General features: G+C 36.4%; 23 protein-coding genes, 1 pseudogene and 1 riboswitch. Of the genes and pseudogenes, 11 read left to right on the top strand and 13 right to left on the bottom strand.

The features are described 5' to 3' along the window. Nucleotides 1-206: 206 nt before the first annotated feature. The gene (locus tag MKX66_RS20410) at nt 207-431 is read right to left on the bottom strand and encodes a DUF1450 domain-containing protein (RefSeq protein WP_000526075.1); all 225 of its coding nucleotides are present in this window, start codon (nt 429-431) and stop codon (nt 207-209) included. A gap of 289 nt (nt 432-720) precedes the next feature. On the opposite strand from MKX66_RS20410, the gene MKX66_RS20405 reads away from it, so the two are divergent. Both MKX66_RS20405 and MKX66_RS20400 read left to right on the top strand, forming a co-directional pair. After that, the gene (locus tag MKX66_RS20405; RefSeq protein ID WP_002016365.1) at nt 721-1,416 is read left to right on the top strand and encodes an RsfA family transcriptional regulator; all 696 of its coding nucleotides are present in this window, start codon (nt 721-723) and stop codon (nt 1,414-1,416) included. 127 nt (nt 1,417-1,543) lie between these two features. Beyond that, nucleotides 1,544-2,389 carry a lipoate--protein ligase family protein gene (locus MKX66_RS20400; RefSeq protein WP_002143911.1) on the top strand — a complete coding sequence of 282 codons (846 nt, stop codon included), beginning with the start codon at nt 1,544-1,546 and terminating at the stop codon, nt 2,387-2,389. A gap of 69 nt (nt 2,390-2,458) precedes the next feature. On the opposite strand, the gene pta is transcribed toward MKX66_RS20400, so the two are convergent. After that, nucleotides 2,459-3,430 carry a phosphate acetyltransferase gene (pta, locus tag MKX66_RS20395; RefSeq protein WP_000067219.1) on the bottom strand — a complete coding sequence of 324 codons (972 nt, stop codon included), beginning with the start codon at nt 3,428-3,430 and terminating at the stop codon, nt 2,459-2,461. A gap of 278 nt (nt 3,431-3,708) precedes the next feature. Here pta and hemQ point away from each other — a divergent pair, with 278 nt between their 5' ends. From hemQ to gerQ, 4 genes are all read left to right on the top strand, one after another. Then, complete coding sequence (hemQ, locus tag MKX66_RS20390) at nt 3,709-4,452, top strand: hydrogen peroxide-dependent heme synthase (protein ID WP_001287592.1); 744 nt, start codon at nt 3,709-3,711, stop codon at nt 4,450-4,452. Nucleotides 4,453-4,647: 195 nt separating this feature from the next. Beyond that, complete coding sequence (locus MKX66_RS20385) at nt 4,648-5,925, top strand: serine hydrolase (RefSeq protein ID WP_326996687.1); 1,278 nt, start codon at nt 4,648-4,650, stop codon at nt 5,923-5,925. 174 nt (nt 5,926-6,099) lie between these two features. Continuing rightward, a complete protein-coding gene (gene cwlJ / locus MKX66_RS20380; protein WP_000538158.1) occupies nt 6,100-6,522 on the top strand; it encodes a cell wall hydrolase CwlJ in 423 nt (140 codons plus the stop codon). 27 nt (nt 6,523-6,549) lie between these two features. Further along, nucleotides 6,550-6,993, top strand: a complete 444-nt coding sequence (gene gerQ / locus MKX66_RS20375) for a spore coat protein GerQ (RefSeq protein WP_016102324.1) — start codon at nt 6,550-6,552, stop codon at nt 6,991-6,993. Nucleotides 6,994-7,024: 31 nt separating this feature from the next. Here the strand turns inward: gerQ and MKX66_RS20370 are convergent, their stop codons facing one another. The 3 genes and pseudogenes from MKX66_RS20370 to MKX66_RS20360 form a co-directional block, all read right to left on the bottom strand. Beyond that, entirely contained in the window at nt 7,025-7,393 is a 369-nt protein-coding gene (locus tag MKX66_RS20370) for a DUF423 domain-containing protein (protein WP_002016371.1), read from the bottom strand. Between the two features lie 63 nt (nt 7,394-7,456). Next, nucleotides 7,457-7,744 (bottom strand): YwdI family protein, encoded by a 288-nt coding sequence (locus tag MKX66_RS20365; protein WP_001198367.1) that lies wholly within the window; start codon nt 7,742-7,744, stop codon nt 7,457-7,459. 6 nt (nt 7,745-7,750) lie between these two features. Next, nucleotides 7,751-8,189, bottom strand: a pseudogene (locus tag MKX66_RS20360) (TrkA C-terminal domain-containing protein). A 95-nt stretch (nt 8,190-8,284) separates the two neighbouring features. On the opposite strand from MKX66_RS20360, the gene MKX66_RS20355 reads away from it, so the two are divergent. The 3 genes from MKX66_RS20355 (at nt 8,285) to MKX66_RS20345 (ending at nt 11,234) form a co-directional block, all read left to right on the top strand. Continuing rightward, a complete protein-coding gene (locus MKX66_RS20355) occupies nt 8,285-9,568 on the top strand; it encodes a purine/pyrimidine permease (RefSeq protein ID WP_215590525.1) in 1,284 nt (427 codons plus the stop codon). 341 nt (nt 9,569-9,909) lie between these two features. Continuing rightward, the gene (locus MKX66_RS20350; RefSeq protein ID WP_149191111.1) at nt 9,910-10,731 is read left to right on the top strand and encodes a Cof-type HAD-IIB family hydrolase; all 822 of its coding nucleotides are present in this window, start codon (nt 9,910-9,912) and stop codon (nt 10,729-10,731) included. 209 nt (nt 10,732-10,940) lie between these two features. Continuing rightward, nucleotides 10,941-11,234 carry a DUF3817 domain-containing protein gene (locus tag MKX66_RS20345; RefSeq protein ID WP_000953390.1) on the top strand — a complete coding sequence of 98 codons (294 nt, stop codon included), beginning with the start codon at nt 10,941-10,943 and terminating at the stop codon, nt 11,232-11,234. Between the two features lie 38 nt (nt 11,235-11,272). On the opposite strand, the gene MKX66_RS20340 is transcribed toward MKX66_RS20345, so the two are convergent. The 5 genes from MKX66_RS20340 to MKX66_RS20320 are packed head-to-tail and all read right to left on the bottom strand — an operon-like array spanning nt 11,273 to nt 15,738. Next, nucleotides 11,273-11,950 (bottom strand): uracil-DNA glycosylase, encoded by a 678-nt coding sequence (locus MKX66_RS20340; protein ID WP_215590527.1) that lies wholly within the window; start codon nt 11,948-11,950, stop codon nt 11,273-11,275. Nucleotides 11,951-11,969: 19 nt separating this feature from the next. Further along, nucleotides 11,970-12,962, bottom strand: coding sequence for an ABC transporter permease (locus MKX66_RS20335; RefSeq protein ID WP_002089839.1), 993 nt, complete (start codon nt 12,960-12,962; stop codon nt 11,970-11,972). Beyond that, the gene (locus MKX66_RS20330) at nt 12,955-13,872 is read right to left on the bottom strand and encodes an ABC transporter ATP-binding protein (RefSeq protein WP_341086973.1); all 918 of its coding nucleotides are present in this window, start codon (nt 13,870-13,872) and stop codon (nt 12,955-12,957) included. Before MKX66_RS20330 ends, MKX66_RS20335 begins: the two co-directional genes overlap by 8 nt. Further along, on the bottom strand, nt 13,869-14,750 hold the full coding sequence (locus MKX66_RS20325) for an SGNH/GDSL hydrolase family protein (protein ID WP_080784403.1): 882 nt from the start codon (nt 14,748-14,750) through the stop codon (nt 13,869-13,871). The genes MKX66_RS20330 and MKX66_RS20325 overlap by 4 nt, the downstream gene beginning before the upstream one ends. A 10-nt stretch (nt 14,751-14,760) precedes the next feature. Beyond that, a complete protein-coding gene (locus MKX66_RS20320; RefSeq protein ID WP_215590528.1) occupies nt 14,761-15,738 on the bottom strand; it encodes a LacI family DNA-binding transcriptional regulator in 978 nt (325 codons plus the stop codon). 98 nt (nt 15,739-15,836) lie between these two features. Between MKX66_RS20320 and MKX66_RS20315 the strand changes: the two genes are divergently transcribed. After that, the gene (locus tag MKX66_RS20315; protein ID WP_002089845.1) at nt 15,837-16,463 is read left to right on the top strand and encodes a YczE/YyaS/YitT family protein; all 627 of its coding nucleotides are present in this window, start codon (nt 15,837-15,839) and stop codon (nt 16,461-16,463) included. A gap of 29 nt (nt 16,464-16,492) precedes the next feature. On the opposite strand, the gene MKX66_RS20310 is transcribed toward MKX66_RS20315, so the two are convergent. The 3 genes from MKX66_RS20310 to MKX66_RS20300 all read right to left on the bottom strand — a co-directional run bounded on the left by MKX66_RS20310 (nt 16,493) and on the right by MKX66_RS20300 (nt 20,114). After that, complete coding sequence (locus MKX66_RS20310) at nt 16,493-17,788, bottom strand: homoserine dehydrogenase (protein WP_002184491.1); 1,296 nt, start codon at nt 17,786-17,788, stop codon at nt 16,493-16,495. A gap of 138 nt (nt 17,789-17,926) precedes the next feature. Continuing rightward, complete coding sequence (metA, locus tag MKX66_RS20305) at nt 17,927-18,832, bottom strand: homoserine O-acetyltransferase MetA (protein ID WP_341086971.1); 906 nt, start codon at nt 18,830-18,832, stop codon at nt 17,927-17,929. Continuing rightward, nucleotides 18,816-20,114, bottom strand: a complete 1,299-nt coding sequence (locus MKX66_RS20300) for a bifunctional O-acetylhomoserine aminocarboxypropyltransferase/cysteine synthase (RefSeq protein ID WP_063219251.1) — start codon at nt 20,112-20,114, stop codon at nt 18,816-18,818. Before MKX66_RS20300 ends, metA begins: the two co-directional genes overlap by 17 nt. Nucleotides 20,115-20,206: 92 nt before the next feature. Further along, nucleotides 20,207-20,311: riboswitch (SAM riboswitch) on the bottom strand. A 319-nt stretch (nt 20,312-20,630) separates the two neighbouring features. On the opposite strand from MKX66_RS20300, the gene MKX66_RS20295 reads away from it, so the two are divergent. Continuing rightward, on the top strand, nt 20,631-21,860 hold the full coding sequence (locus MKX66_RS20295; protein ID WP_061673832.1) for a chloride channel protein: 1,230 nt from the start codon (nt 20,631-20,633) through the stop codon (nt 21,858-21,860). Nucleotides 21,861-22,034 lie beyond the last annotated feature (174 nt).

Here is a 22,034-nt window from a genome sequence, read left to right as displayed (position 1 = left end):
TAATAAAATGAAATTTATTCTCAAATAATAATAAAAAAATTAGGTGAATTGACCTTTTTCGTGATAATGATTATCAGAATCAGACACTTTCTATTCTACCTACCACGTCAAAAGACTGTCAACCATTATTTTGAAATACGAATTCATACAAAACGCTATCTTATGGACATAAAAAAAGAAGAGTAATCTGTTCACTCTTCTTTTTCTTACTTATTTAATTTTGCTTCAATTTTTACAATTAATTCGTCTTCTGTTGGAGCCGCAACTGGACGATTATTTACAAACGCGAATGATTTTTTACGACCAGGGCCACAGTAAGACTGACATGCAACCTCAATCGTTGCACATGAATCTACTTTTTTTAACTTCGGAATCAACGTTTTAACGTTCGTTGCCTGACAATCATCACACACACGAAATTCGTTTCCCATTATATATAACACTTCCTCTATTTTAAACTTTTCACAAGTACATTTAAAAATAAACACTAAATGGTATTTTACCGCTCTTTGAAGCTTGTTGCAAGTCTCCGGGCGTAGCTCTATTCCTATATAAAGCTACCTATTTTTTATATTTTCTCCTTCAAAAGCTTTCATCATTCATAGCCACATTTCTTCTCTTCATTGAAATCTACCATATTTTTAAAAGCTTTGTATAAAAGCTCATTTTTTTGCCCATTATAAAAATAGGAAGTTCATAAAAAGAAAGGGAGTTGAATCTATGAAAGTAAGACAAGATGCTTGGACAGACGAGGACGATTTATTACTTGCTGAAACGGTGCTTCGCCATGTTCGAGAAGGAAGTACTCAATTAAATGCTTTTGAAGAAGTAGGAGATCAGTTAAATCGCACATCTGCTGCTTGTGGTTTCCGCTGGAATGCTGTTGTTCGCTATAGCTATGAACAAGCTCTTCAACTAGCAAAAAAACATCGTAAAGATAAAATGCGTGCTGCGGGCGGTGAACAGACAAAAAAACGTTTGCTTTACACACCACCAGCTTCAGCGGCGGCGATAACTGATTATGAAGAACACGTACCGTATGAAACAGCTGTTCAATATACAGAAGCTACTCCATATCAAAAGCCGACTGTCCCTGCTCCAAAAAGCTCAATAACAATGCAAGATGTTATTTACTTTTTACAAACAGTTGGATCTTCAAATATAAAAGTAACAGCTCTTGAAAACGAGAATACGAGATTGAAACAAGAAATTAAAACGCAAATCCTTCGAAATGAAGAACTAGAAAAGAAACTAGAAAAATTAGAACAACAATCTCATACTGTACAAGAGGATTACGAAACACTTATGAATATTATGAACCGTGCTCGTAAATTAGCAGTAATGGATGATGAGGAACGCTCACAAACATCTTTCCGCATGGATCGAAACGGTAACTTAGAAAAAATTGCAGAATAAAAAGGATGCATGCAATGCATCCTTTTTATTCTTTCACCTCTAAACTTCCCTTTATATATGAGAAAACCCCTTTCTACATTTTTTGCTATAATAGAGATTGTCATTTTAAAAATAAGGGGTTAGTTATATGAGCAATTCCCGTTCGATTTTATCTCAGCCAGAGTGGCGTATTGTAGATCAGTCTAGTTTAGGACCAACTTTCCATGCACTTCAGTCATTCGCAATGGATGACACGTTATGCACAAGTATTGGAAATGGTCTATCCGCTGCAACAATGCGCTCTTGGGTTCATCACAATACAATTGTTCTTGGCATTCAAGATTCACGCCTACCACATTTAGAAGAAGGTATTTCCTTTTTAAAAGAAAACGACTTCAATGTTATCGTTCGTAATTCTGGTGGACTTGCTGTCGTACTTGATGAAGGTGTTTTAAACGTATCACTTTTATTCCAAGAAACAGAAAAGGGTATCGATATCGACCTTGGATACGATACGATGTGGCATTTAATTAAGGAAATGTTAAAAGATTACGATGTTACTATCGAAGCAAAAGAAATTGTTGGTTCTTATTGTCCTGGTAGCTACGATTTGAGCATTCGCGATCAAAAATTTGCTGGTATTTCTCAGCGTCGTATTCGCGGAGGCGTTGCTGTACAAATTTACTTATGTGCGACAGGAAGCGGATCTGAGCGTGCCGCACTCGTTCGTGATTTTTACAACGTAGCAATTCAAGGCGAAGAAACAAGATTTACGTATCCTGAAATTGTACCGAGTACGATGGCTTCACTATCTGAATTACTTGGCGAAACAATTACAGTGCAAGATTTAATGATGCGCCTTTTAAAAACGTTGCAACAATTCACTCCAAAGTTAACATCATCTCAGCTAACAGTAGATGAAGTTCCTTTATATGAGACGAATTTACAACGTATTATTGACCGTAATAATAAGGCACTTGGTTTAGAAAAATAGAAATCAAAAAGACCACCCTCATTTCAAAAGAAATAGGATGGTCTTTTTTCATATTAATTCGTTATAGAATTAAAGTGCTTGAGCTGCTGTAATTAAAGCTAACTTGTACACTTCTTCTTCGTTACATCCACGAGACAGATCATTTACAGGCATATTTAAACCTTGTAAGATTGGTCCTACTGCTTCGAAGTTACCTAAGCGTTGAGCGATTTTGTAGCCGATATTACCAGCTTCTAAGCTTGGGAATACGAATACGTTAGCATCACCTTTAATTGTAGAACCTGGAGCTTTCTTCTCAGCTACAGATGGTACGAATGCAGCATCGAATTGGAATTCTCCATCTAAAGTTAATTCAGGAGCCATTTCTTTTGCAATGCGAGTTGCTTCTACAACTTTTTCTGTTTCTGGAGATTTCGCAGAACCTTTTGTAGAGAAGCTTAACATAGCAACGCGTGGGTCAATACCGAATAGTTCAGCAGTTTTCGCACTTTCGATACCAATTTCAGCTAAATCTTGGCTGTTTGGTGCAATGTTAATTGCGCAATCAGCGAATACATACTTCTCTTCTTCACGTACCATGATGAATACGCCTGAAGTTTTTGTAACGCCTGGTTTTGTTTTAATAATTTGAAGTGCTGGACGAACTGTATCAGCTGTAGAGTGAGCTGCACCACTTACTAAACCTTGTGCTTTGCCCATGTATACAAGCATCGTACCGAAGTAGTTTTCGTCTTTAAGGATTTTGCGAGCATCTTCTTCTGTTGCTTTACCTTTACGGCGTTCAACGAAAGATGCTACCATTGCATCCATTTCTTCGTATGTAGCTGGGTCATAAATATCAACGCCTGCTAATGTTAAGTTCATGCTAGCTGCTTTTGCGCTAATTTCTTCTTTATTACCAACTAAGATTGGTTTTACTAACTCTTCTTTTGCTAAACGCTCTGCAGCGCCTAAAATTCTTTCATCAGTTCCTTCAGGAAGTACGATAGAAATGCCTTTTCCTTGAACTTTTTCTTTTACTGTTGTAAATAAGTTGCTCACGAATAAACCCTCCTACATATGTTAAAAAACTCTATCTTTAAGAATACTGCTTTTCCTCTATATTTTAAACTTATAGCTCCCAAAAAATAGATAAAATGAAAATGATTATATTTTCATAAAATTCAGCATAGAAATAAAGCCCCTTTAAGCCTTATATCCTCCTATTTTCAAGTAAATTTAAATGTGACAATTTTATGCGCTGAAACTTTATGTAGATGTTTTTAATCCTATATATGCTATAGTTAACGTGTAAAATATCATTAACTGAGGTGAATAGAATGAGTGAAGCAACAACAACGTTAGATGGCTGGTATTGTTTACATGATTTACGTTCTATTGATTGGGCAGCATGGAAAACATTATCTAGTGACGAACGCGGACAAGCAGTGTCTGAATTTTTAAATGTCGTTGAAAAATGGAACGAAGTAGCTACTGCAAAAAAAGGCAGTCATGCAATGTATACAGTTGTTGGTCAAAAAGCAGATATTATGCTTATGATCTTACGTCCAACAATGGAAGAGTTAAATGAAATCGAAACAGAATTAAATAAAACAACATTAGCTGAATATTTAGTTCCTGCATATTCTTACGTATCTGTTGTTGAACTAAGCAACTACCTTCCAGCTGATGAAGATCCATACCAAAACCCACAAATCTTAGCTCGCTTATATCCTGAGTTACCAAAAGCAAATCATATTTGCTTCTATCCAATGGACAAGCGTCGCCAAGGTGATGACAACTGGTACATGCTTCCTATGGAAGAACGTAAAAAAATGATGTACAGTCACAGTAAAATCGGTCGCCAATACGCAGGGAAAGTACGCCAAGTAATTTCAGGATCAGTCGGATTCGACGATTTCGAGTGGGGCGTAACATTATTCGCTGACGATGTTCTTCAATTTAAGAAGCTTATATATGAAATGCGCTTCGATGAAGTAAGTGCCCGTTACGGTGAATTCGGTACATTCTTCGTTGGGAACATTTTACCAGACGAAAAAGTAGAGAAATTTTTACACATATAATAATGAAAAAGGAACGAATTTCGTTCCTTTTTTTATTATCCTCTATATTTACCCACAAAAAACTTCTTTTCTCTGCAAATTTGAACAAAAATCGACAAATTCTTTTCAATTTCCTTACAAAATTGTAACCTTTCTATATCCAAATTTATGCTAAAATGGTACGAGCTATATGCTAATAACGATGCGAAGGTGATAATGTATATGAAGAAAATCTTGTCTATTTTACTAGCGTCTCTATTGTCAATTTCTTCCTTAGGAGTAACAACATCCCATGCAGAAGAAAAAATACATATAGAGGCAGCTGCTGCACTGCTATTTGATGCGGATACAGGAAAAATACTGCATGAACAAAATCCAGATGAATTACTAGCTATCGCTAGTATGTCAAAATTAATTGTTATTTATGCCGTATTAGAAGCAATTAAAGAAGGAAAAATCACTTGGGATACGAAAGTAACTATTTCTGATTACGCTTATGAAGTTTCACGTAATAATGAATTCTCTAACGTGCCGTTCGAAAAAGGACGTCAATATACTGTAAGAGAATTATACCATTCTATCGTTATCTTCTCTGCAAATGGATCTAGTATTGCTTTAGCAGAATTACTTGCAGGAAGTGAAAAGAACTTCTTAAATCTCGCAAATGAACATGCGAAAAAACTAGGGTTAAAGAAATATAAATTTGTAAACGCTACTGGGTTAAATAACGCTGATTTAAAAGGAAAACATCCTGAAGGAACTGATCCGAATGGAGAAAACTCCATGTCAGCTCGCGATATGGGTATTCTTTCAAAAACAATTATTACAAAGTATCCAGAAATGCTAGAGGATACAAAACAAAGATTTAGAAACTTCCCAGATAATCATCCAAAACCAATTCGTATGGAAAATTGGAACTGGATGTTACCAGGTGCTGCTTTCTCTTATGAAGGAGCAGATGGTTTAAAAACAGGAAGTTCCGATACAGCTGGGTATGGTTTTACCATTACAGCAAAACGCGGTGATTTACGTCTTATATCTGTTATTATTAAAACGAAATCAATGGACGAACGTTTCACAGAATCTCGCGCATTAATTGAATATGGATTTAATAACTTCGAAAAACAGAAATTAAAAATAGATAAAAACAACAAAATTTCTGTAGTAAAAGGAAAAGAAGACTACGTAACAGTTGCACCAGAAAAAGAAGTGACAGTAGTTACTACAAAAGGTAGCAAATCACCTTACAAAATTTCTACTGAAGCAGATAAATCACTTGCTGAAGATGGGCATTTAGTTGCTCCTATTAAGAAAGATGCAAAGGTAGGTTCAATCGTCTTAGAACCAACTGATAAATATGGTTTCTTAGACGGAAATAAAAGTATAAAAGTTACTGCAAAAGCGACTGAAGAAGTAGAAAAAGCAAATTGGTTCGTATTAACAATGCGTTCAATTGGCGATTTCTTCTCAAACTTATGGTCTAAAGTATTTTAATGATGAAAAGCTAGCTCACGCTAGCTTTTTTATTTTCCCCTCTAGATGTAAAACTTCGTTTGGTTGTCATATCTGCGTCCTTTTTCTCATACGTATGAACTAGTAATTGTTCCACACTTCATCTAGAAATGAACCTCTTTCTACAAGGCATTCCAAAAAGAGAGGTGACACATAATGGGTGTTATCGCGTATAACGAAGAAGATGTTAAGTTATTAGCTAGACTGATGCGTGCTGAAGCCGAAGGAGAAGGCCAACAAGGGATGTTAATGGTCGGAAACGTTGGGGTAAATCGTGTCCGCGGAAATTGTTTAGATTTCAAAAAAATACGTAATTTACGTCAAATGGTTTATCAAAATCCTGGTGGTTTTGAAGCAACTCAAAAAGGGTATTTTTATCAACGAGCGAGAGAACAAGATATTGCCTTAGCCCGCCGGACAATTCAGGGACAACGTTTTTGGCCCGCCAACTTCGCCTTATGGTTCTTTAGACCTGAAGGTCCTTGCCCACCAACTTGGTATGACCAACAAAATTCTGGTCGCTTTAAAAAACACTGCTTCTTCCAACCATCTGGTGGAGATTGTCCAGGCGTATATTAAGGAATGAAAATGAGGAGGGATTTTTGAATGACACAGCAACAAAACCCGTACTACGGAACAGGTTTTTATCAACCATCTGGAACTTATGTGCAACCGCAACAAATGACCCCACAGCAGCAGCAACAACAACAACAACAACAACAGCAAGCGATGCAACAACAAGCTGCTCAGGCTCAACTTGCAGTTTCTCAAGGTATGTTACCACTAGAGCAATCGTATATTGAAAATATCCTTCGTTTAAATAAGGGTAAGCCAGCTACAGTTGTAATGACTTATGAACGCGGTAGTTCGCTTGGTACACAATCTTATACAGGGATCATCGAGGCAGCTGGCCGTGATCATATCGTAATTAGTGAGCCGAAATCTGGAAAACGCTTTTTACTACTAATGATTTATTTAGATTATGTAGAATTCCCAGGAGAAATTACGTATTTACCTGGTCAACAAGCAACTTATGCTCCAAGACCATAAAAAAAAGCTGGCGAATGCCAGCTTTTGTTTTTTATAACCCTTTTACAACTGCAGTTCCGACTAGAATCCACGCCACAATAAACGCTACACCACCAAGGGGTGTAATTGGGCCAAAGAATTTAATACCTGTTGTACTTAATGCATAAAGACTGCCTGAGAACATAATAATCCCAGCTACCATAAGCCAACCCGCAGTGCTTAAAAGTGATGATTGCATTTTGTCCATTAATAGAGCAACTACGAATAAGCCACCTGCATGAAACATTTGATATGTAACGCCCGTCTTCCACACTTCTAACATTTTTGCAGAAATTTTATTTTCTAAACCATGTGCTCCAAAAGCCCCTAATGCAACAGATAGCCCCGCTGCAATACAACCTAGTAAAAAGAAAATTTTCATCTTAATTCCCCTTTTTATTTTTATCATAAGCAATTTTCACATATAATCCAAACGATTTAATCCCTAAAAATCAAATAAAGAATTACCATTTGCACCTTCTTCTTTTATATACACAGGTTCTCCAGAAACTGGCATAACCGGTTGAACTGTTGTTATAGGCTGAGATCCGATTATTTGTGATTGAACTTGTGGTTCTCTATACGTAGAAGGCTCAACTTGTTCATCTAATAATAAATCACATAATGCACGCACAACTAATAAATGCTCTTTTGATTTTTGTCCTTCACTACTTTTTGCCTTTGCAATTTCACTCGCCATTTTATTTAAAACCTTATCGCTAGATACTTGCATTCCTTGTCACCTCTTACTTTGTAGTTCTTTCTCAAATTGCCCCAGTTTCTCCACTGAACCAAATACTATTATCATATCATGTTCTTGCAGTTTTTCCTGCCCCGTTGGATTATGGATAATATACCCATCCCTTAAAATCGCTAAAATTGTTACATCAAATTGATTTCTCACATTACTCTCTAATAACGATTTACTAGCTAAGATAGAATCTTTACCAACTTGAATTTCTTCAATTACAAATGATTGCTCTATTCCATACAATACTGTATCAATATAATGCACTGTTAACGGATTCGCAATATCCAACCGTTAATACAGTAATCATCGTCATCCAAAATGCTTGAAACAAGCTAATCTCTTCAATTGTCATAAATCCTATCGTCCCTAGAATTACAACAAAGGTCATACATATAACTGCTATCCATAATTGCTTACGTGCATTCATATTATATTTCAACTCTTTTCTCTATCTACAATCTTTGCCAAAGGAAATGAAATACCTATATACTAGAAACGGAATCTATGAAAGAGGTTGATATAATGAAGCTATTTCTTTCTGCCTTACAATGGGCACTATTTATTTTAGCTGGAAGTCTTATTGTACCAATTAGTGTCGCAACTAGTTACGGCCTTGACGGCACTGAAGCTATCGCGTTTGTACAAAGAACATTATTTGTTCTCGGTTTTGCCGGCCTACTGCAAGCTATATTTGGGCATAAACTTCCTATTCAAGAAGGTCCCGCAGGCCTTTGGTGGGGAATTTTCTCCCTGTATGCAAGTTTAGGCGTCGTATTATTTGGATCAAGTAATGAAACACTTAAGGTCCTTCAGTACGCTTTCCTACTAAGCGGAATTATTTGTATTATTCTTAGTGTTTTTGGACTTATCGATAAACTAGTTCGCTACTTTACACCTACAGTAATTGGAACGTATTTATTCCTTCTTGTCGCACAACTTAGTGGCTCCTTCTTAAAAGGTATGTTTGGCCTTGATGGACAACATACGGAAGTACAGCCAAAGGTATTTATTCTTTCACTCATTGTTATTTTACTATCTTTTTTCATTATGGAGCTACCTATTATTGGACGATATTCCGTTCTTTTCAGTATCGTCTGCGGCTGGATATTATTTGCGTGCTTCGGATTATCTAATCCAGTAACACCTGTGACAGATATAATTCGTCTTCCATCTCTATTTGTTTTCGGAATGCCTCGCATTGAATGGAACATGGCAATTACGGTAGTTTTCGTCACACTATTACTTCTAACAAATATGTTAGCAAGTATTCGCGTTGTACAAAAGGTTGTTTCTAAGTATGAAGAAGGTGCTGCTCCAGATCGCTTCAAACAAGCTGGCATTATAACAGGAATAAATCAATTGCTAGGCGGTCTATTTTCAGCCATTGGTCCTGTTGCCATTTCTGGATCCGCAGGATTTATTGCAACGACAAATATTTATAAACGCCTCCCATTTATGTTAGGGTCAAGCTTTATCATTCTTGTTAGTATATTCCCAAAGATTACTTCATTCTTTGCAGCAATCCCCGTCGCAGTTGGGTATGCTGCGATTTACCCTGTATTTGCAAGCATGATTGGTCTCGCCTTTCGCGAATATGACACTGTACAAAATAAAGAAAAATTATTTAAAGTAGCAGGTCTTTCAATCTTTACGGGAATCGGAGTTATGTTCGTTCCAGCCGGAGCATTTTCTACGCTGCCGCCATTTTTAGCATCTTTTTTAAGTAACGGTCTTGTTCTTGGATCTGTAATGGCTATCTTGCTGGAAATACTATTTTCTCGTTCGCACGAAAAACAACTATCGTAAATTGGAAAACTTCCATTATTGCACTCTACCTTTAGAGTTGTTACGATAATGATAAAGTGAAACTTTAATCAGTGGGGTTTTTGTTCATCCCCACTGATTATTAGCCCGCGCCAATCGGGCGTTTACGGGCAGTTAATCTCCCAGCTAAATTTTGAGGTGGGAGTCTTACTGCCCGGCAAATAGCGGGATAAATTATCATGGGCAACACGCTCATGATAATTTATACTAACAATGCAGAACTTCTCCTAATTTCATGTAAAGAGGTTCGATGTCTTACTATATATTCCCCAATATCTTCATAAAAATTTATTTCTATTCCAACAAAGAAAGGGATTTTCTATATGACTTATAAAATGATTGTTTTAGATTTAGATGATACTTTATTACGCGACGACCATACAATTTCCCCTCGTACGAAAGAGGCTTTAATGACAGCACAAGAGCAAGGAGTTAAAGTTGTACTTGCTTCTGGGCGCCCAACGTTTGGTATGCGCAATGTTGCAAAAGAACTTCTTTTAGAAGAATACGGTAGCTTCATTCTATCTTTTAACGGTGCTAAAATTATTAACTGTAAAACAAATGAAGAAATCTTCAGTAGCACGCTATCTCCTGAAATCGTTCACAACCTATTTGAAATTAGTAAAACTGAAGATGTATGGATTCATACTTATATTGGCGATGATATCGTAACAGAAGAAAATAATCCTTATACTAAAATTGAGGGCGAAATTACTGGCATGCCGATTATTGAAGTAGATGATTTTAAAACTGCTGTTAAAGAACCTGTAGTAAAAGTATTAATGAATAAAGAAGCTGAACGCCTTGTTGAAGTAGAAAAGAAACTACAAAAACAACTAGAAGGTCAATTAAGCGTTATGCGCTCTAAACCATTCTTCTTAGAATTTACTGAACATGGTGTTACGAAAGGAACGAGCTTAAACCAATTAATCCAAAAACTTGGTATTAAGCGCGAAGAAGTTATCGCAATGGGCGATAGCTATAACGATCAAGCGATGATTGAATTTGCTGGTCTTGGCGTTGCGATGGGCAATGCACCAGATGATATTAAAGAAATTGCAAACTATGTAACAGATACAAATATGAACGATGGCGTTGCAAAAGTTGTAGAGAAATTCGTTTTAAAAACGGAAGTACTTGTTTAATATTTTCATTCATAAAACCTATTTGAAGTCAAACACTTCAAATAGGTTTTTATTTAAATTACAACGCTTTTGTGACTATATTTTGAACTTTGCACTATTCTCGTAGTGTAAACTTTCTTTTTGTATATAATGAAACAAAATAGACTATTTCATTTTGAAAAAGAATACAAATTTACTATATACAAGCATACATTAAAGGAGGCTACTTCATGTTATCTACACCAATCGGAAGATTAAGAGCAATCGGCTTAATTGAGGGGATTTCTTTCCTATTACTATTATTTGTAGCAATGCCATTAAAATATTTTGCAGGGTTTGCAACAGCTGTTAAAATTACAGGCATGGCTCATGGCGTTTTATTTATTCTATTCATCTTTGCAGTAATTCAAGTAACAATCGTACACCGTAAATCAATTTTATGGGCACTTGGGGCATTCGTTTCATCAGTTATCCCATTCGGTACTTTTGTACTAGATGCAAAACTAAAGAACGAACAACAATAATAAAAAGGTAGTTAACAACTGTTAACTACCTTTTCTATTTATAAATTTGGAATTTCCCAATCAATTTCTCTTTCGCCCATATTAGCTAAAATCGTATTTACTTTAGAGTACGGCTTACTTCCAAAGAAACCTCGTCTTGCTGATAATGGACTTGGATGTACAGACTCGATAATACGATGACTCGTATTCGTAATTAACTTTTTCTTCGCCTGAGCATGGCGTCCCCATAATATGAAAATAACTGGCTTTTCACGTTCATTTAATAGCTCAATTACGCGATCTGTGAAATGCTCCCATCCTTTTCCTTTATGAGAATTCGCCTCACCTTGACGAACCGTTAACACAGTATTTAATAGTAAAACCCCTTGCTCCGCCCATTTTACTAAATAACCATTATTCGGAATTTCATAATCGTATTCATCTCGAAGTTCTTTGTACATATTTAGCAATGATGGCGGCGTTTTAATACCAGGTTGTACCGAAAAGCTTAAACCATGCGCTTGATTCGGTCCATGATATGGGTCTTGTCCTAAAATAACGACCTTTGTATTTTCATAACTTGTATACTGAAGAGCGTTAAAAATATCTTCTACCTTTGGATAAATCACATGCTCCTCATACTCTTCTTTTAAAAAGTTAGCTAAATTTTGATAGTATTCTTTCTCAAATTCTGGCCCCAGTAATGTTCCCCAATCATTCTGCAAAATGTTTTCCATGCCTTCACTTCCTATCCAATTAATTCACCATATCCTGCCTTGTAAATACTACAAACGAAATGATAAGAGATACTACTGCCCAAACCGTTAAATTTATTAAAGAAAATCCCATTGATAACCCTTGTAATGCAGGAAGTTTTCCTGATAAATAATCCGTTAGCGATAAGTTGACACTAAAAATGTATTTCGCACCTTCCCAAGACGTTGCGAATGAACTTAAAATGCCGCCTGCAATTAACGCAGCTAACATAACGCCCATACCAGCTGGTGTATTACGAATTAAAACAGAGACCATAAATGATATAGTTCCAACAACAATAGCAACAAACCAAGCTAGTCCGTACGCCATTAAAATGTATTGCCACTGCGGAATAAGGTGTACAAAGTTTGTATTTAACGTTTCCTTATCAATGACGAATCCTGTTAACACAGGTAAATTCCATCCAGAGTATCCAAATACAAGCCCTGATAATGCGTAAGCAAACAAACCGACAAGAAGCAATATGAGCGAAATGAAAAATAACATCGTCACATATTTACTAAGGAGTATTTTCCAGCGCCGAATTGGCCTCGTCAGAAGCATTTTCATCGTACCATCACTTCGTTCTCCTGAAACAATATCAATGGCGACAATCATAACGAGCAATGGAATAAATAACGTTATTCCTTGTTCAATAAACGCCCTCACAAATGTCGGTGCTCCTGGCGCAGTCGGATTAATATTATGATCTAAATAATATTGTTGTTGTTCCACTCTTACTTTTAACCAATCCCGCCATTCTTCTGGCAATCTAGAATTGTTCAAGCGGTTTTGTGAATCAACAATTTGTTGCTGTAATGATACTTTCCAATCGGTCGTACCAAGCCTTTTTTGCGTCGTTTCTATTTCACGATACTGAGCATACACAAAAAGTGGAATCAAGATTGCTAAAATAAGCATGACAACAACAATTCGTTTCTTACGATAAATCTTTTCTGATTCATTTAAAACTAGATTCGCAAATTCACGCATGTTGCTCACCCCTTGTGAGTTCAATAAATAAATCTTCTAGCGTAAATACAAGCTCTTTGACGCTATGTACATCTATCCCGTTTTCTACAAAATGCTTATTCCAAACATTAATAGACGCAACATCCATACGACATAATAAACGCTCATCTTCTACACTAACTTCCTCTATCTCTTCAGCAGCGTCTAACATGTCTTTCGCTTTGGAAATCGGTGTAACGACCCATTCCACACGATCACTCGCTGTTTTGATCAACTCTTCAATAGGTGCAACTGTTATCATTTTTCCTTTATGAATAATAGCAACACGGTCGCATATCAGTTGCACTTCACTTAGCAAGTGACTCGAAATAAATACACTCATATTTTCTTCTTTTACAAGCTTATGTATAAATTCCCTAAGTTCTCTAATCCCAGCTGGATCTAAACCATTCGTCGGTTCATCTAATATGAGCAATTTCGGGTTTCCAAGTAGCGCCTGTGCAATTCCAAGGCGCTGCTTCATACCAAGGGAATATGTTTTTACCTTATCGTGAATACGCTCATCTAAATGAACCATTTTTGCAATTTCAATAATACGTTCATCTGATATATCACCAAGCATGCGCGCAAATTGCTTTAAGTTTTCCCATCCCGTTAAATATGTATAAAGCTCTGGGTTTTCAACTATACTTCCAATTTGACGCATCGCTTCTCTGAAATTTTCCTTAATAGAATAACCACCGATAGAAATAGTACCTTTTGTCGCTTTAATCAGTCCGACTAACATTCGAATTGTTGTCGTTTTCCCGGCTCCGTTCGGTCCTAAAAAGCCAAACACTTCTCCTTGTTTTACATCAAATGAAATGTCCTCTACAAGCGTCTTCTTTCCAATTACCTTCTTCAAGTCTCGTACAGAAAGTATTGTCGTCATTTTATCCCTCCTTGCTCTAGTTTTAATTTGCTTACGACGTTTTGGACTAATCGCTCTGCCATATATGTGTAGCCTACTTCATTCGGATGAAAATGATCGGAGTATAATAAATCTTTTCCACGATTTTGGAATAAATCAAATGTCGGTGTAATATATACATTTTTATCATTTAATGCTAACTTCTCTAAAGAAGCATTCCAATCCACAACAATATTTGATGAACCTCTTAAATCTTCTACATCCTCAAAAGGATTGTATAAACCTAGCCAAAAAATAGGACTATCTGTGTTTAATTTACGAATTTCTTCTATAATTTTCTTCGCTTCATTTTGAAACGTTTCCGTATCAGGACGATACGTCTCTAAATCTATCTTTCCGAGCGATTCCCATCCTGGGAATAAATCATTTCCTCCAATTGTTAAAACAATTACATCTGCTTGCTTAATTGAATATTGAGCTCCGCTGCTTTCGATTTGTTTTAATAAATCAGGCATTTTCGCACCACTAACTGCCAAATTGCTTAGTGCAACTTTTTGTTTATAATCTTTTTGTAAATTCTCTTTCATACGTCCAATATAGCCAATTCCTTCTTTATCACCAACGCCGCGCGTTAACGAATCACCTAAACTAACTACTTGTAACGTTCCTGTTTTCTTTTTCTCTTTTTCCACTACGTCAGTCTTCGTAATTAATTTTGAAGCTTTCGGATTTAATACATCATTTACACCCGAAACAAAACCGTATGCAAATAAACAGAAAGACGCAATTGTAATGAGTAGAATTACTTTTACTAATTTTGATCTCATATCAAAACCCCTTTTAGCCCTCTTAGATTGTCCATAATTATACCAAACGAAATTTTGAAAAGCGATTTTCACACCTTCTCTATTATGTCGTTTCCCTATCTACCAAATCTGGTAATAACTCTACATGTTTCACATCTATTTCCTCATCATTAATCTTTTCATATAATAATTCAAATGCCTTTACACCAACATTTTTACTAGAATGCGAAATCGTCGTAATACCTAATATATTTGCCACCTCTTGATCATCACATCCGATAATCGTAATATCCTCTGGGATACGAATTCCTTGTTTTTTCGCCTCCGTTACCATTCCTGCAGCAATATGATTGCAAGATACAAGAAAAGCCGTCGGTTTTACAGACATACGAACCCATTCTCTGACTACATTGCGCCCATCTTCCACCGTAAAACAGCCCTTAAACTTCCAGGCATCTAACGGTGTTACAACAATCTGTTGAAGTGAATCCTCATACGCCTTTTTTCGCCTCTGGCTATTAATACTATTACTTCTTCCAATGCAATATCCGATACGTGTATGACCAGCATCTATTAAGCTTTTCATCCCGCGCAAAAATACTTTGTAGTAATCAATATGTACACTCGAAATGAAATTCGAATCTATTTCTTCACACATCACAATTGGACCAAACTTCGTATACTCTTCAAGTTTTTCCTTACTATTTGTCCGTGAACATATAATTACTCCATCAAGCTTTTTCATTTTTAACATATGTAAAATTTCAAGCTCTTTTTCTTCGCTATAATTTGTCTGGCAAAGCATCATATTATAATTGTTCTTTGCGGTTTCCTTTGATATCCCCCCAATAATGGCACTGTAATATTGATCATTTACGTGCGGCAATAAAACGCCAATTACATTCGTTTTTCCTTTCACTAAATGAATCGCATTCACATTTTGCGTGTAATTTAATTCTTCAATAATCGCTAAAATCTCTTTTCGTTTCTGTTCATTCACATACGGATGATTATTGAGTACACGTGAAACAGTTGAAACAGATACCCCAGCAAGTTCAGCAATCTTTCTTATATTAGTCATCTCATTCTCCCCTTCCCCTCAAAAATTCTCGCTTGACCTGGTAAGCTTTCCACAGTATATCCTTTCTTAGCAAATACATTTTGAAAGGATATACAACTATGCTTCGATTCAAACTAGAATATATATTTTTCATTGGCGGTTTACTCATTCTCGCCATCGGTATTAATATGATGACGACAATTACTTCCTTTGGACTTAGCCCTTATGATTCCTTCTTTATTGCACTATATCAAAATTTTGGGATAAGTATTGGTTTTTGGATTTTCATGATTAACTTTGTTTTTACCCTGATCGTACTCTTTTGGGACAAAAAACAAATTACAATCGGCACAATTGTAACGATGATTCTTATTTCTCTTTTTGTTGATTGGGTTGGTTCTATTACGACCATTATGGACATTATCCGCTCTCTTCCAAAATATATAACACTTATTTGCGGAAACCTATTCGTCGGAGCCGGAATTGGTCTTTACGTCTCTACTAACCTTTGTGCAGCACCTCAAGAGGCTTTCGTTTTAACTGTTGCTGAGAAAAAGAAATGGACATTTAGAAGAACAGAAATTTCATTAGCTTTTTTATTTTTAACATTAAGCTTCTTATTAGATGGGCCAATCTATTTTGGAACAATTATCTTATCCTTTACAACAGGTTGGATTATTCAAGCTTTTATTCAAGTTGGTACGCAAATTTTAAATAGAAAAAAACCTATTAAGCAAGCCGCTTAATAGGTTTTTTCGTTTTATTAGAAAAGATACTACTTAGCATCTCCTTCAATTCGATAATTTGCTTTCACACAATCTATTTCTTCATACGATTGCAATGTATGTAGAATGTACTCATAATCCGCAAGAGAAGCACGATGCGTTACAATTACTATTTCTGCTTTCCCTTTCTCTTCAAGTGGCATTTGAATAATCTTTTCAAAACTAACACCTCGCTCAGAGAACAATGATGTAATTTTTGCAAACACACCAATTTCGTCTTTCACATGAAGTCTTAAAAACTTTTTCACAATAATTTCATCTGGCTCTTTTAGTACCTTTTGATATTGCGGAACTACAGCACTATTTCCTGTTACACCTAACCTAATATTTTGCATTACAGCAACTAGATCAGAAACAACAGCTGTCGCTGTCGGTAAGCTTCCTGCTCCCGGACCATAAAACATCGTTTCTCCTACCGCTTCACCATACACATACACAGCATTATATTCATTTTGCACTGCCGCAAGAGGGTGTGCATTTGGAAGTAGCGTTGGCTCAACTGTAACCTCTAATTTCTCGCCATCTCGCTTTGCAAGACCAATTAATTTAATCGTATAGCCTAAGCTCTTACTATATTCAATATCTTCTGCTGTAATAGAAGTAATCCCTTTTACCTTCACATCTCCAAGCTCTACATTTGTAGAGAAACCGAGAGTAGCCAAAATCGTCATTTTTCTTGCTGCATCCAAACCTTCTACGTCTGATGTTGGATCTGCTTCTGCAAATCCAAGCTGCTGAGCTTCTTTTAACACGTCGTTATATGCTCTCCCTTCGTCTGACATTTTCGTCAAAATAAAATTTGTCGTTCCATTTACAATTCCCATTACTTTCGTAATAAGATCTGAAGAAAGTCCTTCTACGATGCTTCGTAAAATTGGAATCCCTCCAGCTACACTTGCTTCGTAAAATAAATCAGCCTGATTATCTTTTGCTACCGCTAAGAGTTCCGCTCCGTGTAACGCCATTAAATCTTTATTTGCAGTCACAACGTGCTTCCCGCTTTTTAAAGCTTGTAAAATATATGCTTTTGCATCATCAATGCCGCCCATTACTTCAATGACAACATCAATATTAGGATTATCTAAAATTTCATTCACATCTTGTGTTAATAGAGTAGAAGGCACGTCTACTTCTCTCTCTTTCTCAATGTTTTGCACCAATACTTTCGTTACTTTCACTGGACAACCTACTTGGTGTATAAGTCGTTCTTGATGATCTGTAATAATACGAACTACACCACTACCAACTGTCCCAAGACCTAATAACCCCACTTGAATTTCTTTCATAATACTGTCCACCCCTCAAAAATTGTGTTTAGATGCCATTATATAGACAAAAAATCTGAAAAACAATGTATTTTGAATATTAAGAAAAATAAAGGTTAATCTTTACAAATAAAACGCTACCACGTGTTATACAATCATTTACAATATATAAGGGGTTTCTTGATACACGTAATAATTCAGCCAATTAGAGAATAATAAATTCCCATGACTCCTCCACCTAACAATTGGCTTCTCATTTGGATTATTATGTTTAAAATAATTTTTTGGCACATCAATATTTAATCCTTTTTGGCAGTCCCGTTCGTATTCTTGCTTTAACGTATCACAACTGTATTCACTATGTCCGAGTGCGAAAACTTGCCTTCCCTCTTGCCCAATAGCAAGATGAACGCCTGCTTCTTCAGAATTGGCTAATAACGTTAATTCTTTCACTTTTTCAATATCGCTCTCTCGTACTTCTGTATGACGAGAATGCGGAGCAAAAAATACTTCATCAAACCCTTGTAACAATTTCACATGTTGCTCGCGAACCTCATGTTCAAATACACCAAACATTTTTTCCGCAAGAGGATACTTCGGCACACCATAGTGGTAATACAAACCAGCTTGTGCCCCCCAGCAAATATGAAGCGTAGATGTTACATTCGTTTTTGAATACTCCATAATACGTCCAAGCTCTTCCCAATAATCTATTTCTTCAAAAGAAAGAGTTTCAACTGGTGCTCCTGTAATAATGAGTCCATCAAATTTTTCATTCTCAATATCACGGAATGTTTTATAGAAGCTCGTTAAATGGTCCTGCGCTACATTGCGAGACAGATGCGATTCCATATGAAGTAAATGAACATCTAATTGCAACGGTGTATTTCCAATTAAACGAAGTAATTGCGCCTCTGTTTCTTGTTTTGTAGGCATTAAATTTAATATAGCAATTTTCAAAGCACGTATATCTTGTGTTACTGCTCGCTCCTTCGTCATTACAAAAATATTTTCCTTCTGCAATACTTTGCGAGCTGGTAAATCTTTATCAATTATGATCGGCATGTTGTTTGCCTCCGACTAGTGCCGCTTCTAAATCTGCAATAATATCAGAAACATCTTCTATACCGACCGATAAACGGATTAAATCAGATGTAACGCCAGCTAAACGCTGATTTTCTGCGCTTAATTGTCTGTGCGTCGTACTAGCAGGATGTATTACACAAGTTCTTGCATCAGCTACATGCGTTACAAGAGTTGCAAGCTTTACATTTGCGATAAATTCTTTCGCTGCTTCTAATCCGCCCTTAATACCAAATGTTAAAACTCCACTAGCACCTTTTTTCAAATACTTTTGTGCTAACGAATAATTTTCATTACTATCTAATCCTGGATAATTCACCCATTCAATGCGATCATGATTGGCAAGCCACTTAGCAACTTCGAGAGCATTTTCACTATGACGCTCCATTCGTAAATGCAATGTTTCAAGGCCAATGTTGCTAATATATGCATTGAATGGGCTCATACAGTTTCCGTAGTCTCTTAATAACTGAACGCGTGCTTTCACAATATACGCTGCTGCTCCAAAATTTTGAACATAGCTTACGCCATGATAACTCGGGTCAGGTTCGACAAGCTCAGGGTATTTTCCATTTGTCCAATCGAAGTTCCCTCCATCTATTACAATCCCACCTAGAGAACTTGCATGGCCATCAATATATTTCGTTGTAGAATGGACAATGATATTTGCCCCATGTTCAAACGCCTGGCATAAATAAGGCGTCGCCAATGTATTATCAACGATAAAAGGTACTTCTAATTCTTTTGCTGCTGCTGAAAGTTCTTTGAAATTCAAAACGTTCATTGCTGGATTTCCTAACGACTCTGCATAAACGAGTTTTGTCTTATCATTGGCAAGTGCCACAATCTCATCTGCCGTTAAATTAGGATTAAAGAACGTAACATCGATGCCAAGCTTACGCAAACTCACTCCAAATAAATTAAACGTTCCTCCGTAAACAGTTGAAGAACAAAGTAAATGGTCTCCACTACTGCAAATATTTAAAACCGCAAGCATAATGGCTGCCTGCCCAGAAGCTGTTGCAACAGCCCCTACACCGCCTTCTAAATCTGATAACTTCTGCTCAAATGCAGCTAGAGTAGGATTTCCAATACGCGTATATATATATCCTTCTGCCTCTAAATTAAATAGTGCTGCTAAATCATCTGACGTATCGTATTTATACGTTGTACTTTGATAAAGTGGCAAAACACGCGGCTCACCATTTTTTGGCGTATAGCCACCTTGCACACAAATCGTTCCTTTCCCCCATGATTCTCCCATCTCTCATTCTCCTTTCTTTTATGCAAAATAAAAAAACTGCCCCTTCCCTGAAAACAAGAAAGGAGCAGTTTGAAAACACGCTCTAAGGCTCTTTCTTATCTCTCAGGATTATTACCTGCAGGATTTGGCACAATTCCGTTATACGGCTGTTGCCAAGGTTTCATCGGGCCTGTCCCTCCACCTTTTCTTGATAAGACTATGCAATTACCGTTGATTTTATAGCAATAATTTCCTGATGTCAAATGGTTTTTCTGAATGTTCTAAATTAAATGCAAGGAATTTAATATAAACAACAAAAGAAATATATTCCATATTCATTTGAAAAAGACCTTTTAAAAACTCCGATCAATATATAAAATTAAATAAGTGGTTTAACCGCGTTGGTTTCAAATTTTCATGAGATTTCAATATATTGAATAAGCCAAACCCTCAAAAAGATACTATATATATTCAATTCATTTCACACTAGCATATTTAATCCTTTCTACATGAAAATTTACATAACGGAGGTACAACATGACAAATAAAAAGGACATGCACTATATACTCGTCCTATATGGCATTCTTTTAGGCTCTATAGTAGGAGCTACAGTCTGGTTATTTTTAGTTACAATAAATATCGGAATTCACTTTATTTGGGGATACTTACCTACTATTTTCTCTTCTCCGCCTTATTACACCATTTGTGTAACAATCATCGGTGGTATCCTCGTTGGTTTAACACAAAAATACTTCGGTACATATCCACGTCTTATGCCCGAAGTGATGGCTGAATATAAAAAAACAGGTAGAATCGAATACAGTTTTGTACATAAAGCTACTTTAACTGCGATTATCGTTTTAATATTTGGAGCTAGTTTAGGCCCAGAAGCAGCACTTGTTGGAATTATCGGTGGACTTTGTACATGGGTAGGAGATCGCTTTAATTTTGCTTTAAAGGGAATGAATGAACTAACAGAGGTTGGAATTGGTGCTACTTTAAGTGTAATTTTTAATGCACCATTATTCGGTTACTTAGCTCCGAATGAAAATGAGGGTGAACAAATTAATGAATTTTCGAAAGGAAAAAAAGCAATTGTATATTTAGCTACCACTTTTGCCGGTTTTTCCGTTTACTTATTGCTTAGTAAACTCGATAATCGTGGATCCTTTATTGTTGATTTTGGGGAAGGGTCTCTTGCTCTTAATGAATGGATCGCCTTTCTACCACTTGCTAGCATTGGTGCTATAGTTGGTTTCTTTTATTTCAAATTAGAATTCACATTAGAGAAATTAATCCACCCCTTCAAAGAATACAAGGTATCACTTGGAATTATAGGCGGTATTTTATTAGGAATTACAGGAACTTTCCTTCCTTACACGTTATTCTCAGGGGAACATCAATTAAAAGATTTAGTCGTTGAATGGAGCCATTTATCCTTCTGGGTACTACTTCTTTCAGGAATTTTAAAATTATGTATTACTGCCGTTTGTTTAAATACGGGTTGGCGCGGCGGACATATTTTCCCAATTATATTTGCTGGATCAAGTATCGGATATGCTATAGCTTCTATTATCCCTATAGATCCAATAGCTTCTGTAGCCATCGTCACGACAGCTATTTCAAGCTATGCATTAAGAAAACCAATAGCTATAACATTACTATTACTCATGTTTTTCCCGCTCAATTTATTATTACCGATGCTCGGGGCAGCAGCGATTGGGAATGCATTTCCGCTTCCTAAAAACAATGAAGCTACAAACTAATACATACAGGCAGTAGGGACAAAAGTTCCACTGCCTGTTTTTATCCCGCTATTTGCGAGCAGTAAGACTCCCACCTCAAAATCCGGCAAGTGCGAGGGAGTTGGGTGGGAGATAACTGCCCGTAACTGCCCGATTGGTGAAGGCTAATAATCAGTGGGGGATGGCCAAAATCCA

It is taken from the genome of Bacillus sp. FSL R9-9530 (assembly GCF_038008145.1).
Classification (GTDB): domain Bacteria; phylum Bacillota; class Bacilli; order Bacillales; family Bacillaceae_G; genus Bacillus_A; species Bacillus_A mycoides.
Note: the sequence above shows the minus strand (reverse complement) of the source record. Positions and strands in the feature narration are given on the sequence as shown.

What these genes read in the sequence shown, in the direction of transcription:
- gerQ (WP_016102324.1), top strand. Translation starts at nt 6,550, where the DNA reads ATGACACAGCAACAAAACCCGTACTACGGAACAGGTTTTTATCAACCA.
- MKX66_RS20335 (WP_002089839.1), bottom strand. Translation starts at nt 12,962, where the DNA reads ATGCGTGAATTTGCGAATCTAGTTTTAAATGAATCAGAAAAGATTTAT.
- MKX66_RS20330 (WP_341086973.1), bottom strand. Translation starts at nt 13,872, where the DNA reads ATGACGACAATACTTTCTGTACGAGACTTGAAGAAGGTAATTGGAAAG.
- MKX66_RS20355 (WP_215590525.1), top strand. Translation starts at nt 8,285, where the DNA reads ATGAAGCTATTTCTTTCTGCCTTACAATGGGCACTATTTATTTTAGCT.
- MKX66_RS20350 (WP_149191111.1), top strand. Translation starts at nt 9,910, where the DNA reads ATGACTTATAAAATGATTGTTTTAGATTTAGATGATACTTTATTACGC.
- MKX66_RS20340 (WP_215590527.1), bottom strand. Translation starts at nt 11,950, where the DNA reads ATGGAAAACATTTTGCAGAATGATTGGGGAACATTACTGGGGCCAGAA.
- MKX66_RS20300 (WP_063219251.1), bottom strand. Translation starts at nt 20,114, where the DNA reads ATGGGAGAATCATGGGGGAAAGGAACGATTTGTGTGCAAGGTGGCTAT.
- MKX66_RS20410 (WP_000526075.1), bottom strand. Translation starts at nt 431, where the DNA reads ATGGGAAACGAATTTCGTGTGTGTGATGATTGTCAGGCAACGAACGTT.
- MKX66_RS20405 (WP_002016365.1), top strand. Translation starts at nt 721, where the DNA reads ATGAAAGTAAGACAAGATGCTTGGACAGACGAGGACGATTTATTACTT.
- MKX66_RS20345 (WP_000953390.1), top strand. Translation starts at nt 10,941, where the DNA reads ATGTTATCTACACCAATCGGAAGATTAAGAGCAATCGGCTTAATTGAG.
- cwlJ (WP_000538158.1), top strand. Translation starts at nt 6,100, where the DNA reads ATGGGTGTTATCGCGTATAACGAAGAAGATGTTAAGTTATTAGCTAGA.
- MKX66_RS20400 (WP_002143911.1), top strand. Translation starts at nt 1,544, where the DNA reads ATGAGCAATTCCCGTTCGATTTTATCTCAGCCAGAGTGGCGTATTGTA.
- MKX66_RS20365 (WP_001198367.1), bottom strand. Translation starts at nt 7,744, where the DNA reads ATGCAAGTATCTAGCGATAAGGTTTTAAATAAAATGGCGAGTGAAATT.
- MKX66_RS20370 (WP_002016371.1), bottom strand. Translation starts at nt 7,393, where the DNA reads ATGAAAATTTTCTTTTTACTAGGTTGTATTGCAGCGGGGCTATCTGTT.
- MKX66_RS20310 (WP_002184491.1), bottom strand. Translation starts at nt 17,788, where the DNA reads ATGAAAGAAATTCAAGTGGGGTTATTAGGTCTTGGGACAGTTGGTAGT.
- MKX66_RS20295 (WP_061673832.1), top strand. Translation starts at nt 20,631, where the DNA reads ATGACAAATAAAAAGGACATGCACTATATACTCGTCCTATATGGCATT.
- metA (WP_341086971.1), bottom strand. Translation starts at nt 18,832, where the DNA reads ATGCCGATCATAATTGATAAAGATTTACCAGCTCGCAAAGTATTGCAG.
- hemQ (WP_001287592.1), top strand. Translation starts at nt 3,709, where the DNA reads ATGAGTGAAGCAACAACAACGTTAGATGGCTGGTATTGTTTACATGAT.
- MKX66_RS20315 (WP_002089845.1), top strand. Translation starts at nt 15,837, where the DNA reads ATGCTTCGATTCAAACTAGAATATATATTTTTCATTGGCGGTTTACTC.
- MKX66_RS20320 (WP_215590528.1), bottom strand. Translation starts at nt 15,738, where the DNA reads ATGACTAATATAAGAAAGATTGCTGAACTTGCTGGGGTATCTGTTTCA.
- MKX66_RS20385 (WP_326996687.1), top strand. Translation starts at nt 4,648, where the DNA reads ATGTATATGAAGAAAATCTTGTCTATTTTACTAGCGTCTCTATTGTCA.